Source organism: Burkholderia sp. Ac-20384, assembly GCF_017104605.1.
In the GTDB taxonomy this organism is placed as follows: Bacteria; Pseudomonadota; Gammaproteobacteria; order Burkholderiales; family Burkholderiaceae; genus Burkholderia; species Burkholderia lata.
In genome coordinates, this window is sequence record NZ_JAAGPE010000230.1 from 1 (window position 1) to 15,112 (window position 15,112).

Sequence of the window (15,112 nt, forward strand, 5' to 3'; positions counted from 1 at the left end):
CGCGCGCCGGTGGCCGGCGACGAGCGCGTCGTAGCCGTCGGCGACCGGTTCCGCGACGCTCGTACGGCAGGTCATCACCGCCTGCGTGGCGAGCGAGCGCACGCTCCACACGGCGTCGACCGCCGCGCGCTTGGCCGGCCACGATTCGAAGCGCTGCACGTTCACGCTGATCCGGTACACGGGCACGCCGGGCGGGTACGCGGAATTCGCGACGTCGATCGTGCCGAGCTGCGCGGCGAGATCCTCCGACAGCGCGCGGCGGATCTCGTCGGCGGGCGGCGACGCCCAGCGTTCCTGCTCGAGCACGTCGACCTGCGCGGCGTTCTTCTGCACGACCAGCTGGTTCTTCGCGACCTGCTCGGGCACGCCGACGGACGGCACCTCGATCAGGAACGCCGGGTTGGCCGGCGCGGTGCGCAGCGGCGCTGCGGCGTCGGCCGGGCTGAGCGTGTAGAACCGCGCGGGCGGCGAGCTGCACGCGGCGAGCGCGAGGGCGGCGACAGCCGCCGCCGCGCCGCTCGCGAAACCGTTCACGCGTGTCGTCATTGTTGATCTCCTGGCTTGCCCTTGAGCAGCGATTCGGGGTGACGCTCGAGGTAGTCGGCGAGCGCGTTCAGCGACTGCAGCGTGCGCGTGAGCTCCTTCAGCGCGCCGCGCACGTCGGACTGCAGCGGCGAATCCTGCTGCAGCGTCGCTTCGGCGGTCGAGAAGGTCTGCTTCGCGGCCGACAGCGTGTCGCGCGCTTCCGGCGCGACCTGCGTGTCGAGCTGCTTGAACAGCTTGTCGGCGTTCGACAGTGCGCTGTTCAGGTTCGCGCCGATCTGGTCGAACGGCACCTTGTCGAGCTTCTTCGCGATGTCGGCGACCTGCAGCTGCAGCTCGTCGAGCGTGTTCGGCACGGTCGGCAGCTCGAGCGGCTGGCGTGCCGTGTCGATCTTCACGGCCGGCGCCTTCGGGAAGAAGTCGAGCGCGACGTACAGCTGGCTCGTCAGCAGGTTGCCGGTGCGCAGCTGGCCGCGCAGCCCGTGCTGGACGAGCCGCTCGACGATCTCGCGGCGGGCCGGTTCGCCCTTGCTCTCGATCGTTTCGCGGAAGCGGCGGCCGAGGCGTTCCGGATACACGTTCATCGTCACCGGCATCAGGAAGTTCTTCGTCTTCGGATCGAAGTCGATGCCGATGTTCGTCACTTCGCCGAGCACGATGCCGCGGAAGTCGACCGTCGCGCCGACGGCGAGCCCGCGCAGCGACTGGTTGAAGTTCATCACGACCTGCAGCGGCTGGCCGTCCGGGTCGCGCATCGCGTCGCCCTCGTCGGACGCGAGGCGGAACGTCGTGTTGTTCGGCGCCGTCGTGCCGGAGCCCTGGTTGGGCGGCGTCTGGAACGCGATGCCGCCGAGGATCACCGTCGCGAGCGACTGCGTGTTCAGCTTCAGGCCGCTGGAGTCGAGCCGCAGGTCGACGCCGCTTGCCTGCCACCAGCGCGAGTTCACGCCGACGTACTGGTCGTACGGCGCATTGACGAACACGTTGAACGTGACGCCCGTGCCGTCCTTGTCGAGCGAGAAGCCGACCACCTGGCCGACCTGCACGCGACGGTAGTAGACGGGCGAGCCGATGTCGACCGAACCGAGCGAATCGCCGCGCAGCACGTATTGCGTGCCTTTCTGGTCGCCCGTGACGGCGGGCGGCGTCTCGAGGCCCGTGAAGTCGGTCAGCGTATCGTCCGAGCGCCCGGCGTCGACGCCGATGTACGCACCGGACAGCAGCGTGCCGAGCCCCGACACGCCGGTCGCGCCGACGCGCGGCCGCACGATCCAGAAGCGCGAGCCCTTGACCGCGAAGTCCTCGGCCTCCTTCTTGAGCTGCACCTGGACGAGCACGCGCGACAGGTCTTTCGACAGCTTGATCGTCTTGACCATGCCGATCTCGACGTCCTTGTACTTGACCTGGGTCTTGCCGGGCTCGAGCCCTTCGGCGCTGTGGAAGCTGATCGTGATTTCGGGGCCGCGCTCGCGCACGGACTTGATCACGAGGCCGATGCCGATCAGCGCGGCGATCAACGGCACGAGCCAGACGAGCGACGGCAGCCAGCCGCTTTTCGTCGAGATCGTCGGATCGGGCGGCCGGGGCGCGTCGTGCTGCGGGCCTTGTGGACTATTCATGGTGATTCCCTGAGGTTTCGACTGGATCCCAGATCAGGCGGGGATCGAACTGCATCGATGCGAGCATCGTCAGGATCACGACGGAACCGAACGCGAGCGCGCCGGGGCCGGCCGTGATGATGGCGAGCGAACGAAAATGGACGAGCGCGACGGTCAGCGTCACGACGAAGATGTCGAGCATCGACCAGCGGCCGATGCGTTCGACGATCCGGAACAGGCGCGTGCGCTGCAGCGGCCGCCAGGCGGTGCGGCGCTGCGCGCTGATCACGAGGATCAGCAGCACGCCGAGCTTGAGCATCGGCACGAGGATGCTCGCGACGAACACGACGACGGCGAGCGGCCAGTCACCGGAGACCCAGAAATAGATGACGCCGCTCATGATCGTGTCTTCCTGCGAGCCGACGATCGACGCCGTGCGCATGATCGGCAGCAGGTTCGCGGGAATGTACAGGATCGCGGCGGCGAGCAGCAGCGCCCACGTGCGCATCAGGCTGTTCGGCGTGCGGAAATGGAGGACGCTGCCGCAGCGTGCGCAATGGGCGTGCGGATGGTCGAGCGTCTGCACGAGCCCGCAGGTGTGGCAACTGACATAGCCCTCGCGGGCGGCGGTCGGGATCGTCATCGGCGGGCGGCTTCCGGCAGCGGGGCGGCATCGTCGGGCTGCCCGGGCGAGCGCCCGGCGCGCAGGTCGTCGGCGATGTCCCACAGCGTGCGCGGATCGAACATCAGCACGACGGCGATCATCAGCGTGAGCGCGGCGAATGCGAACAGCGCGGCCTCGGGAACGACCCTTGCGAGACTCACCATCTTCACGATGGTCACGAGGATCCCGAGCATGAACACCTCGATCATGCCCCACGGACGCACGAGCTCGATCGCGCGCAGCACCAGGTTGAAGCCGGGCGGGACGAGGCCGCGCCGGATCGGCAGCAGCAGGTACAGCAGCGCGGCCATCTCGATGAGCGGGAACAGCACGGTCGAGCAGAACACCATCACGCCGACGATCGCCATGTCCTGGTGCCACAATGAATCGATCGCACCGATCAGCGTGGTCTGCACGCGGTTGCCGTTCACGTCCATTTCGAGGATCGGGAACACCTGCGCGATCGTGAACGTGATCAGCGCCGCGAGCGCGAGCGCGCAGATCCGCTCGATCTGCGCGGCGCTGTTGCGATAGAGCAGCGCGTCGCAGCGCGGGCAGCGCGCGGATTCACGTCCGCTCAGGCGCGGTTTGTGCAACAGTGCGTCGCACTCGTGACAGGCAATCAGGTCGTTTCGTTGCATGGAAAAAGCAGTTGTGCGACGGCTGGGGAGACGCGTCGACGGGGCCGGAACCCGCGCCAATCTTACCAAAAGGCCTTTTTCGGCGTGTCAACGATCGCGGGTTCGGTGACTGATCGGTAACATGACAGGAAACCGTCAGCCGGCTGACGTGCCTGTCTTCAGAGTCCGCGCGTGTCAAAAGGTTGCGGTAGCATGGCGCCCTTGACAAGCGTCGGACCAATTGCCGGCGCGGCCGTTCGCTGAACTGAGGAATCCAAGATGGCATCGAAATCGCTGCTGGCCAGGCCGGCACGCTATACGCAGACGGCGATCGCGCTGCACTGGCTGATCGCGCTGCTGATCGTCTGCGCGTTCGCGCTGGGCTGGGTGATGACCGACATCCCCGGCTTCACGCCGACCAAGCTGAAGTACTTCTCGTGGCACAAGTGGATGGGCGTGACGGTATTTGCGTTGGCCGTCATCCGCGTGCTGTGGCGTGCAACCCACGTGCCGCCGTCGCTGCCGGGCGGTACGCCCGCGTGGCAGCGTGCGGCGTCGCACGGCGTGCACATCCTGCTGTACGTGCTGATGATCGTGATTCCGGTGACGGGCTACCTGTACAGCTCGGCGTCGAACATCCCGGTCGTCTATCTCGGCATCGTGCCGCTGCCGCGGCTGATCGATCCCGATCCGGTGCTGAAGGAAACCTTCAAGACGCTTCACGTGTCATTGAATTACATTCTGCTTGCGCTCGTTTCGCTGCACGTGGTCGCGGCGCTCAAGCACCAGTTGTTGGACCGCGACGGCCTGCTGTCGCGGATGCTCCCCTTTGCCAAATGAAGGATCCCATGAAAGTGTCTTTCTCCCGCTCCATGCTGACCGCGTTCGCCGCGGTGTCACTTGTCGCGTCGGGCGCGGCGCTCGCCGATGTCGATCTCGCGAAGAGCAAGGTGTCCGCCGTGTCGAAGCAGATGAACGTGCCGACCGAAGGCGCGTTCAAGAAGTTTTCCGCGCAGGTGAAGTTCGATCCGGCGAAAGCCGCGCAGGGCAGTGCCCAGATGACGATCGACGTCGCGAGCTATGACCTCGGCGACAAGATGTACAACGACCAGGTTGCCGGCAAGGACTGGTTCGACGCGAAGGCGTATCCGCAGGCCACGTTCGTGTCGTCGGCGATCGCGCCGGCGGGCGGCAACAAGTACAACGTGACCGGCAAGCTGACGATCAAGGGCAAGTCCGAGAACGTCACGGTGCCCGTCACGGTCACGCAGAGCGGCGCGACGCAGACCTTCGACGGCGTGCTGCCGATCAAGCGTTCGGCCTTCAACGTCGGCACCGGCGAATGGAAGGACACGTCGGTCGTCGCGGACGAAGTGCAGATCAAGTTCCACCTCGTCGCTACCAAGTAAGCGGCGGGCTGTTGCCTCACCCGAACGCCGCGCGAGGGCGCGGCGCCGTTCCAAGGAGAAAGAGTTTGAAAAAGCAACTGATCATCGCCGCGGGCGCGCTGGCAGCGTCGCTGTCGTTCTCGGCCTTTGCCGAAAGCGTCACGTACCAGTTCGACCCGAGCCACACGTACCCGAGCTTCGAGGCTGACCACATGGGCGGCCTGTCGGTCTGGCGCGGCAAGTTCGACAAGTCGAGCGGCTCCGTGACGCTCGACCGCGCGGCGAAGACGGGCACCGTCGACGTGACGACCGACATCGCATCGATCCACACCGGCAGCGCGAAGCTCGACGAGCATCTGCAGACGGCCGAATTCTTCGACGTCGCCAAGTTCCCGCAGGCGAACTACAAGGGCGCGATCAAGTTCGACGGCGACAAGCCGGTGTCGGTGGTCGGCAACCTGACGCTGCATGGCGTCACGAAGCCGGTCACGCTGAAGATCGATTCGTTCAAGTGCATGCCGCACCCGATGCTCAAGCGTGAAGTGTGCGGTGTCGACGCCGTCGGCGAATTCGACCGCAGCGATTTCGGCCTCGACTACGGCAAGCAGTACGGCTTCAAGATGAAGACGAAGCTGCTGATCACGGCCGAAGCGCTCAAGCAGCAGTAAGCCCGCCGGCCGGGCCGGCCTTTGCGCCGGCCCGCTGCGAGCCCGCCGCCGCGTTCCCGTCAGGGGGCGCGGCGGTTTTTATTTGCGCGCCTATAATCGCCCGAGCGCCGTACCCGGCGCCGGGCAGGCCGACGGCGCGCGCACGGCCGCCTCGAACAGAACGTACAACGACAAGGAGATCGCCGATGCATGCCGTCACGCAGTCCCGTTCCATTGCCTCGTCCCCGCGCGTATGGCGCGCGGTGGTCGCCGCGTCGATCGGCAACGCGCTCGAGTGGTTCGATCTCGTCGTCTACGGCTTCTTCGCGGTGACGATTTCCAAGCTGTTCTTCCCGGCCGGCAACGACACCGTGTCGCTGCTGCTCACGCTCGGCACGTTCGGCGTGTCGTTCTTCATGCGCCCGCTCGGCGCGATCGTGCTCGGCGCATATGCCGACCGCGAGGGCCGCAAGGCCGCGCTCACGCTGTCGATCCTGCTGATGATGGGCGGCACGCTGATCATCGCGGTGTTGCCGACCTACGAGACGATCGGCGTCGCGGCGCCGGTGATCCTCGTCGCCGCACGGCTGATGCAGGGCTTCTCGGCCGGCGGCGAGTTCGGCAGCGCGACCGCGTTCCTCGCCGAGCACGTGCCGGGCCGGCGCGGCTTCTTCGCGAGCTGGCAGGTCGCGAGCCAGGGGCTCACGACGCTGCTCGCCGCCGGCTTCGGCACCGTGCTGAACGCGCAGCTCACGGCCGCGCAGATGGCGTCATGGGGCTGGCGCGTGCCGTTCTTCTTCGGCCTGCTGCTCGGGCCGGTCGCGTACTACATCCGCACGAAGGTCGACGAGACCCCCGAATTCCTCGCGGCGGAAGGCACCGCGAACCCGCTGCGCGACACGTTCGCGTCGCACAAGGCGCGTCTCGTTGCCGCAATGGGCGTGGTCGTGCTCGGCACCGTGGCGACCTATCTCGTGCTGTTCATGCCGACCTACGGCGTGAAGCAGCTTGGCCTCGCGCCGTCGGCTGCGTTCGCGGCGATCCTCGTCGTCGGCGTGATCCAGATGGCGTTCGCACCGCTCGTCGGCCACTGGTCGGACACTTACGGCCGCGTGCGCGTGATGATCGCGCCGGCCATCGGCATCCTCGTGCTGATCTATCCGGCATTCGCGTACCTGGTCGCCCATCCGGGCTTCGGCACGCTGATCGCGCTGCAGGTGCTGCTCGCGTTCCTGATGACGGGCTACTTCGCGGCGCTGCCGGGTTTGCTGTCCGAAGTGTTTCCGGTGCAGACGCGCACGACCGGGATGTCGCTCGCCTATAACGTCGCGGTGACGATCTTCGGCGGCTTCGGGCCGTTCATCATCGCGTGGCTGATCAAGGCGACCGGGATGAAGACCGCGCCGAGCTTCTACCTGATGTTCGCGGCCGTACTGAGCCTCGTGGCGCTGGTCGTGCTGCGCAAGCGGTTCGGGTTCCGGTAACCCGGCGGGGCGGCGCGACGCGCGTCAGTTGCCGGCGCGCTCGCATACGGGCCGTGCCGGCATCAGTTGCGGTTTGGCTTCGATGGTCCGCACCGGGCGCCCGGCGAGCGCGGCAAGCGCCTGCCGGAGCTGCCAGTCGGTTGCCGTGCCGAACTCGCGTTGCGGCAGCGCCGCGCTCTTCGCCGTATCGATCTTCGCGAGCGCACGTTGCTCGCGCAGCTTCTGCCGTTCCTTGCGCACCTTCGCGAACGGATCGGGCGCCAGCCGGTCCGCATACGGCGCGCGGGGGAGATCGGCTTCCCGGTACCACAGCAGCACGCCGTCGACGTCCGAGTCGCGGCGCGGCGGCACGAGCCAGTCCGGCACGACGCCGTAGCCGTCCATCGGGCAGCCGTTCGGCCGCAGGTTGCGCGCATACGTGAAATTCAGGCGGGTGCCGTCGATCAGGTCGACGCCCGTCTGCGCGAGCCCCTTCCCGTAAGTCGGCATGCCGAGCAGCTTCGCGCGGCCGAGATCCTTCAGCGCTGCCGCGGTCGCCTCGGCGGCCGACGCGCTCTGTCCGTCGACGAGCACGACGAGCGGCACGGTACGCCACCAGTCGTCCGCCTGCAGCGGCGCGAGCGGGTCCTGCCCGTGCATGACCGGCAATTCGTAATCGGGCCAGTTGGTCGTGTAGCGGCGGCGGTTCGCGTCGCCGCGCTCGACCGTCACCATCGCGGTGCGGTCGCGGCCCGTGAACAGCGCGGTGATGCCGATCGCCGCATTGAGCGCGCCGCCGCCGTTGATGCGCAGGTCGAGGATCACGCCTTTCACAGGCGGGCCCGCGCGGCGTGCGGCCTGCACCGCGTCGATGTAGTCGCCGACCGCCGGTTCGGGGAAGCTCGACAGCCGCGTGTACAGGATGTCGCCGTCGAGCCGTTTCGCGGTCGCCGGATGCGGCTTGAGGATCGTCCGCACGGGCGCGAAGCTCAGCACCGCGTGCGACGGGCCGCGCTGGACCGTGAGCTTCAGCGGCACGCCCGCGTCGCCCTTGGAGAGTTTGGCCAGGTCGGCGGGGTCGATGCCGACGACGCTCGTATCGTTCATCGCGACGACCAGATCGTCCGGACGCACGCCGGCTTTTTCCGCGGGCGCGTCGGGAATCACGTCGACGATGTGCAGCCCGTCGGGCCGTGTCTCGAACACGATGCCGATGCCGGGCATGCCGTCGCGGGCGCGCCGTTCGTCGTCGCGCCGCTCCTGCTCCTCCTTCGCGTCGAAGAAACGCGCGTACGGCAGCGTCTTGATTCCCGCGTGGGTCGTTGCGTCGAGCAGCGCGCCGATGTCGATGTCGGTCAGGTGCTGTTTCTTGAGCACTTCGATAGCCGCCTTGAGCTCGCAGATCTGCGGCTCCCAGTCGGGCGGGCAGGGCGATGGTGGTTGGGCGGCGGGCGAGGAAGAGGGTGCAGAAGCGGTCGGGGCGGACGCCGGCTGTTGCGCCCCGACGGATGACGCACACGGCAGGAGCGCGGCCGTGACGGCTGCGCAAACGGCAAGGCGAAGAACGACACGCGTGGGAGGCATCATCGGGACCGCACGTTTGAACGGAGGGCGAAGGTGCTGTCCTGCCGACGCACAGCCGTCGGGCGGCGCGGCGGGACGGTCACGATTGTAGCCGACGCGCGTGACGGGGCAGGGCGAGCGGGCGGCGCGATGTACGTCGGGTGGCGCGGGTAAAAAAAAGCCGGCCCAACCGGGCCGGCTTTTCGTCTGTGCCGAAGCAGCGTGGCGCTTAAACCTGTGCGCCTGCGTTCGGATCATCCGGATCGTGCGCGGACTTCTTTTCCTTGATCAGGTCTTCGCGCTTGATGCCGAGCCACATCGCGAGCGAGCCCGCGACGAACACCGACGAGTAGATGCCGAACATGATGCCGACCGTCAGCGCGAGTGCGAAGTAGTGCAGCGTCGGACCGCCGAAGAAGAACATCGACAGCACCATCATTTCGGTCGACGTGTGCGTGATGATCGTACGCGACATCGTGGTCGTGATCGCGTGGTTGATCACTTCCTGCACGCTCATCTTGCGTTCGCGGCGGAACGTTTCGCGGATCCGGTCGAAGATGACGACCGACTCGTTGACCGAGTAGCCGAGCACCGCGAGGATGGCCGCGAGCACCGCCAGCGAGAACTCCCACTGGAAGAACGCGAAGAAGCCGAGAATGATCACGACGTCGTGCAGGTTGGCGATGATGCCGGCCACTGCGTACTTCCACTCGAAGCGGAACGACAGGTAGATCACGATGCCGATCACGACGCACGCAAGCGCGAGCAGGCCGTCGGTCGCGAGCTCCCGGCCGACCTGCGGGCCGACGAACTCGACGCGCTGCAGCGTGACGTCCGGGCTCTGCGCCTTCAGCGCGCCCATCACCTGGTCGCTCTGCTGCGCGGACGTGAGGCCTTCCTTCAGCTGCAGGCGAATCAACACGTTGCGCGACGTGCCGAAGTTCTGCACCTGCGCGTCGGCATAGCCGAGCTTGCCGAGCGTCGCGCGCACGGGTTCGAGTTCAGCGGCTTGCTGGTACTGCACCTCGATCACCGTCCCGCCGGTGAATTCGACGGACAGGTGCAGCCCGCGGTGGAACAGGAAGAACACGGCGGCGAGGAACGTGACCAGCGAGATCACGTTGAACACCAGCGCGTGCCGCATGAACGGAATGTCTTTACGGATGCGGAAAAATTCCATGATTCGTCTCCGGGGCCTTATTGGGTCGAGCCCGGTTTCTTCGGCGACACGCCTTGCTGCGCGCGATTGCGCAGCTGCGGCTTGCCGGCGGCGCGCGGCGCGTTGCCCTTGGCGGGCGCGGCGAGCTTCGCGGCACGTGCGGTGTCGGTCGATTCGTCTGCGTCGGAGAACGATGCGGCGGCAGCGGCGCCTTCCGGCTTCCACACCTGGCCGATCGCGAGCGACTTCAGCTTCTTGCGGCCGCCGTACCAGAGGTTGACGATCCCGCGCGAGAAGAACACCGCGGAGAACATCGACGTCAGGATACCGAGGCAGTGCACGATTGCGAACGCGCGAACCGGGCCCGAGCCGAACGCGAGCAGCGCGAGGCCGGCGATCAGCGTCGTGACGTTCGAGTCGAGAATCGTCGCCCAGGCATGCGCGTAGCCGGCCTGAATCGCGGTCTGCGGCGGCTGGCCGGCGCGCAGTTCTTCACGCACGCGCTCGTTGATCAGCACGTTCGAGTCGATCGCCATACCGAGCGCGAGCGCGATAGCGGCGATACCGGGCAGCGTCAGCGTCGCCTGCATCAGCGACAGCACGGCGACGAGCAGCAGCAGGTTCACCGACAGGCCGATCACCGACACCACGCCGAACAGCATGTAGTACGCGATCATGAACACGGCGATCGCGCAGAAGCCCCAGATCACCGAGTGGACGCCCATCTTGATGTTGTCGGCGCCGAGGCTCGGGCCGATCGTGCGTTCCTCGATGATGTCCATCGGCGCTGCGAGCGAACCGGCGCGCAGCAGCAGCGCGAGGTCGGCCGCGGCCTGCGGCGTCGGCTGGCCCGTGATCTGGAAGCGGTCGCCGAGTTCCGACTGGATCGTCGCAACCGTCAGCACTTCGCCCTTGCCCTTCTCGAACAGCACCATCGCCATCGGCTTGCCGATGTTCTCGCGCGACACCGCGCGCACCGAGCGGCCACCCGCCGAATCGAGGCGGATGTTGACCGACGGACGCTGGTGATCGTCGAAGCCGGCCGATGCATCGATGATGCGGTCGCCCGTGAAGATCACTTCCTTCTTCAGCAGCACCGGCGCCTGGTTGCCCTGCGTGAACAGCTCTTCACCCGGCGGCACCGGATCGTTCGGGTTCGGGTGCGTGTTGATCGGGTCGGCGAGGCGCGCTTCGAGCGTCGCGGTGCGGCCGATGATGTCCTTCGCCTTCGCGGTGTCCTGCACGCCCGGCAGCTCGACGACGATGCGGTCGCTACCTTGCTGCTGCAGGATCGGCTCGGACACGCCGAGTTCGTTCACGCGGTTGTGGAGCGTCGTCAGGTTCTGCTTGAGCGCGGCGTCCTCGACGGACTTCTGCACGGCCGGCGTAAACGTGCCGACGACCTGCGTGCCGCCACCGCCGGGCTGGGTCGCCCATTGCAGTTCGGTGATCGACAGCGCGAGCACCTTGCGGGCGTCTTCCGCCGTCTGCGCATCGCTGAAGTTGACGACCACGGACTGGTCGACGCGGCTCACGCCACCGTCGCGGATGTTCTTGTCGCGCAGCAGCGTGCGCGCGTCGGACGCGTCGGAATCGAGCTTCTTCGTCAGCGCGCCCGTCATGTCGACCTGGAGCAGGAAGTGGACGCCGCCACGCAGGTCGAGGCCGAGATACATCGGCAGCGCGTGCAGGGCAGTCAGCCAGCGCGGCGACGCGCTCTGCAGGTTCAGGGCGACGACGTACTGCGGATCGTTCGGGTCGGAATTCAGCGACTTCTGCAGCAGGTCCTTGACGCGCAGCTGCGTATCGGTGTCCTTCAGGCGCACGCGGATGTTCGCGTTGGTCGCCGTGTTCTCGAAGGTGACGTCGTCCGGCGTGATCTGCGCGGACGCGAGCGCCGATTCGACCTGGGTCAGCGTGGTCGAGTCGAGCTTGACCGTGGCCTTGCCGCTCGACACCTGCACCGCCGGCGCTTCGCCGAAGAAGTTGGGCAATGTGTACAGAAGGCCGATGGCGAGCGCCACGACCATCACGACATATTTCCAGAGTGGATAACGATTCATGAGGGAGCCGAACGGGTGGTTGGCGTGAAAGCGTCGCGTCCGGCGCCGCGGCGGCCCGCTCTCTCAGGCGGGCACGGCGCGGGGAGCCGGACGCTCGGTGAAGGGCTTACAGCGACTTGATCGTGCCCTTCGGCAGAATGGTCGTGACCGCAGCCTTCTGCACGGTGATTTCGGTGCCTTCGGCGATTTCGACGCCGATGTAGCCTTCGGTGACCTTCGTCACCTTGCCCACGAGGCCGCCGCTCGTGACGACTTCGTCGCCCTTGGCCATGGCCGCGAGCATGTTGCGATGCTCCTTCTGACGCTTCATCTGCGGACGGATCATGATGAAGTAGAGCACGGCAAACATCAGGATGAGCGGCAGGAAGCTCATCAGGCTCGATTCGGCGCCACCGGCACCTTGGGCGAACGCGTTGGAAATGAACGGCACGTTGGTCTCTCCGTAAGGGAAGATCGAAAAATAAGCCGGTTATTCTACCACCGGCCCCATGCGCAAACGGATCGGCAAATGCGCTTTCGGATCAAGCTGTTAAAGCGCGAACCGGTACCGTTGCGACTTGTTTGGAAAGGTAATTGTAATATTTGGCAGTCGGGTTCGACAGTCGGGACGCTTTATTTAGTACACGTCCCATGTGACGGGCCGCCCATCGGGCCGCCCGTGCGCCTGCCGGCCCGTCAGTCGACGCCTCTGGCGCGATCCTCCGCGAAGCGCTGGCGGAACGCGTCGAACGTGTGGGTCTCGATCGCTTCGCGGATCTCGCTCATCAGCTGCAGGTAGTAGTGCAGGTTGTGGATCGTGTTGAGCTGCGCGCCGAGGATCTCGCCGACGCGGTGCAGGTGATGCAGGTAGCCGCGCGAGAAGTTCTGGCACGTGTAGCACGTGCAGCTCGCGTCGAGCGGTTTCAGCGAGTTCTTGTGCGTCGCGTTGCGGATCTTCACGTCGCCGAAGCGCGTGAACAGCCAGCCGTTGCGCGCGTTGCGGGTCGGCATCACGCAGTCGAACATGTCGACGCCGTTGGCGACGCCCTCGACCAGGTCCTCCGGCGTGCCGACGCCCATCAGGTAGTGCGGCTTGTTGGCCGGCAGCTTCGGGCCCACGTGGCGCAGCACGCGCATCATGTCTTCCTTCGGCTCGCCGACCGACAGCCCGCCGATCGCGAGGCCGTGGAAGCCGAGTTCCGCGAGGCCCGCGAGCGATTCGTCGCGCAGGTCCTCGAACATCCCGCCCTGGACGATCCCGAACAGCGCGTTCGGGTTGCCGAGCCGGTTGAACTCGTCGAGCGAGCGCTTCGCCCAGCGCAGCGACATGCGCATCGAGTCGGCCGCTTCCTTGTGCGTGGTCGGCACGCCGTTGGTCGCGTACGGCGTGCATTCGTCGAACTGCATCACGACGTCGGAGTTCAGCACCTTCTGGATCTGCATCGACACTTCCGGCGACAGGAACAGCTTGTCGCCGTTGATCGGTGACGCGAACGTGACGCCGTCCTCGGTGATCTTGCGCAGGTCGCCGAGCGAGAACACCTGGAAGCCGCCCGAGTCGGTCAGGATCGGCTTGTTCCAGCCCATGAAGGCATGCAGGCCGCCGTGCGCGTCGATCGTGTCGAGGCCCGGGCGCAGCCACAGGTGGAACGTGTTGCCGAGGATGATCTGGGCCTTGATCTCGTGCAGCTCGCGCGGCTGGATCGCCTTCACGGTGCCGTACGTGCCGACCGGCATGAAGATCGGCGTCTCGACCACGCCGTGGTTGAGCTTCACGCGGCCGCGGCGCGCATGGCCGTCGGTCGTCAGCAGTTCGAATTCGAGCCCGTTCGCCGGGCGGTCCTGCACGGGGGCGTGCGTATCGTGGGATGAACCTTCGGTCATCGCGTCATTCTCCTCGCTACCGGAAAACAGTCCGGCGCAGGTTGGAAACGCCGCCGGAAGCCGGCGGCGGGGAAAAATCGGGTGCGCGCCATCGTAGCGCGCGCAGCGGGAAAACGGGGCACGGCGGCCGCGCGGTGCGCGGGCCGTCGCGCATGCCGCGCTTACGCGAGCGGCGCCTCCGGCGTGTCGCGCCGCGTGAGCAGCATCGCATCGCCGTAGCTGAAGAAGCGGTAGCGCTGCTCGATCGCGTGGCGGTACGCGGCGCGGATCGTCTCGACGCCCGCGAACGCGGACACCAGCATCAGCAGCGTCGACTTCGGCAGGTGGAAGTTCGTCACGAGCCGGTCGACCACGCGGAAACGATAGCCGGGCGTGATGAAGATGTCGGTCTCGGCCTGCGTGGCCGCGAGCGGGCGACCCGCTTCGTCGGCCGCGCGCGCCGCGGCTTCGAGCGCGCGCATCGACGTCGTGCCGACCGCGATCACATTGCCGCCGCGTGCGCGGGTCGCGGCGATCTTGTCGACGAGCGACTGCGGCAGGTCGTACCACTCGCTGTGCATCTTGTGCTCGGCGATGTTGTCGACACGCACCGGCTGGAACGTGCCGGCGCCGACGTGCAGCGTCAGCGTCGCGCGCTCGACGCCCATCGCGTCGAGCCGGTCGAGCATCGGCTGGTCGAAGTGCAGCCCGGCGGTCGGCGCGGCGACCGCGCCCGGATTGCTCGCGTAGACGGTCTGGTACCGCGTCTCGTCGGTCGCGTCCGGATCGTGCTCGATATAGGGCGGCAGCGGCAGGCGGCCGTACTGCTCGATCAGGTCGAGGCACGGCTCGGGGAAGTTCAGCGTGAAGAACGGGTCGACGCGCTCGCCGACCGTCACGTCGAACGCATCGGCGAGGCGCAGCGTCGTGCCGGCGCCCGGCGACTTGCTCGCGCGGATCTGCGCGAGCGCCGTGTGCGTGCCGGTCACGCGCTCGATCAGCACCTCGATCTTGCCGCCGCTGGCCTTCTGGCCGAAGAAGCGCGCCTTCAGCACCTTGGTATCGTTGAAGACGAGCAGGTCGCCGGCCGAAATGCACGACGGCAGCTCGGTGAAATGGCGGTCGACCAGGCGTGCGGGCGCGACGGTGCCGTCGACCTCGAGCAGGCGGCTCGCGGTGCGATCGGGCAGCGCGGTTTGGGCAATCAGCTCGGGCGGCAGATTGAAATCGAAATCGGAAAGCGTGAACATGCGGGCTGGTTCGAAGCGGCCGGCGGGCGTCGCCGGCAGGGCGGAAACGCGTAAATGGGGCGCGCGAGCCGCTATGATGACGGGATGCGCGGCCTGGCCGGCGTCGTTCGTTCGGACGACGTGAAAGCCGCTATTGTACTTGCCTTGCGAAGCACCCAGACGATCCGATGCCTGTGTCACCACGCCGTTCCCCCGCTGCCGTTGCCGATTCCGCCGATCCGTTCGACGCGGAGGATGTCGCGCTACCCGCGCAAAGCGCGGGGGAGCGTGGTTCCGCGGAGCGTGCCGCACCGCGCCGCGCCGGCCCGAAGC

The 15,112-nt window shown here is 67.0% G+C and carries 14 protein-coding genes; 4 read left to right on the forward strand and 10 right to left on the reverse strand.

Translation table 11 applies throughout. The features are described from left to right. The 4 genes from G3O00_RS30595 to G3O00_RS30610 form a co-directional block, all read right to left on the reverse strand. Positions 1-546 (reverse strand): PqiC family protein (locus tag G3O00_RS30595; RefSeq protein WP_206145254.1); only part of this gene is annotated, 546 nt, incomplete at its 3' end. Continuing rightward, on the reverse strand, positions 543-2,162 hold the full coding sequence (locus G3O00_RS30600) for an MlaD family protein (protein ID WP_011350987.1): 1,620 nt from the start codon (positions 2,160-2,162) through the stop codon (positions 543-545). The genes G3O00_RS30595 and G3O00_RS30600, both read right to left, overlap by 4 nt. Next, the gene (locus G3O00_RS30605; protein WP_206145255.1) at positions 2,155-2,784 is read right to left on the reverse strand and encodes a paraquat-inducible protein A; all 630 of its coding nucleotides are present in this window, start codon (positions 2,782-2,784) and stop codon (positions 2,155-2,157) included. Before G3O00_RS30605 ends, G3O00_RS30600 begins: the two co-directional genes overlap by 8 nt. After that, positions 2,781-3,446, reverse strand: a complete 666-nt coding sequence (locus G3O00_RS30610) for a paraquat-inducible protein A (protein WP_206145256.1) — start codon at positions 3,444-3,446, stop codon at positions 2,781-2,783. Before G3O00_RS30610 ends, G3O00_RS30605 begins: the two co-directional genes overlap by 4 nt. Positions 3,447-3,704: 258 nt before the next feature. Between G3O00_RS30610 and G3O00_RS30615 the strand changes: the two genes are divergently transcribed. From G3O00_RS30615 to G3O00_RS30630, 4 genes are all read left to right on the forward strand, one after another. Continuing rightward, a complete protein-coding gene (locus tag G3O00_RS30615) occupies positions 3,705-4,265 on the forward strand; it encodes a cytochrome b (RefSeq protein WP_174930996.1) in 561 nt (186 codons plus the stop codon). A gap of 8 nt (positions 4,266-4,273) precedes the next feature. Beyond that, complete coding sequence (locus G3O00_RS30620; protein WP_011350991.1) at positions 4,274-4,834, forward strand: YceI family protein; 561 nt, start codon at positions 4,274-4,276, stop codon at positions 4,832-4,834. 65 nt (positions 4,835-4,899) lie between these two features. After that, on the forward strand, positions 4,900-5,481 hold the full coding sequence (locus G3O00_RS30625; RefSeq protein WP_041492742.1) for a YceI family protein: 582 nt from the start codon (positions 4,900-4,902) through the stop codon (positions 5,479-5,481). Positions 5,482-5,666: 185 nt separating this feature from the next. After that, complete coding sequence (locus G3O00_RS30630; RefSeq protein ID WP_011350993.1) at positions 5,667-6,944, forward strand: MFS transporter; 1,278 nt, start codon at positions 5,667-5,669, stop codon at positions 6,942-6,944. A 24-nt stretch (positions 6,945-6,968) separates the two neighbouring features. Here the strand turns inward: G3O00_RS30630 and G3O00_RS30635 are convergent, their stop codons facing one another. From G3O00_RS30635 to queA, 6 genes are all read right to left on the reverse strand, one after another. Further along, entirely contained in the window at positions 6,969-8,510 is a 1,542-nt protein-coding gene (locus G3O00_RS30635; RefSeq protein ID WP_206145257.1) for a S41 family peptidase, read from the reverse strand. 205 nt (positions 8,511-8,715) lie between these two features. Beyond that, a complete protein-coding gene (secF, locus tag G3O00_RS30640; RefSeq protein WP_069247171.1) occupies positions 8,716-9,666 on the reverse strand; it encodes a protein translocase subunit SecF in 951 nt (316 codons plus the stop codon). A 17-nt stretch (positions 9,667-9,683) separates the two neighbouring features. Further along, positions 9,684-11,708: a protein translocase subunit SecD gene (gene secD, locus G3O00_RS30645; protein WP_174930999.1), complete on the reverse strand. Its 2,025-nt coding sequence runs from the start codon at positions 11,706-11,708 to the stop codon at positions 9,684-9,686. Positions 11,709-11,814: 106 nt separating this feature from the next. Further along, the gene (yajC, locus tag G3O00_RS30650; protein WP_006476868.1) at positions 11,815-12,138 is read right to left on the reverse strand and encodes a preprotein translocase subunit YajC; all 324 of its coding nucleotides are present in this window, start codon (positions 12,136-12,138) and stop codon (positions 11,815-11,817) included. Positions 12,139-12,383: 245 nt separating this feature from the next. Further along, positions 12,384-13,571 carry a tRNA guanosine(34) transglycosylase Tgt gene (tgt, locus tag G3O00_RS30655; protein ID WP_011350997.1) on the reverse strand — a complete coding sequence of 396 codons (1,188 nt, stop codon included), beginning with the start codon at positions 13,569-13,571 and terminating at the stop codon, positions 12,384-12,386. 161 nt (positions 13,572-13,732) lie between these two features. Beyond that, entirely contained in the window at positions 13,733-14,800 is a 1,068-nt protein-coding gene (gene queA / locus G3O00_RS30660) for a tRNA preQ1(34) S-adenosylmethionine ribosyltransferase-isomerase QueA (RefSeq protein WP_011350998.1), read from the reverse strand. Positions 14,801-15,112 lie beyond the last annotated feature (312 nt).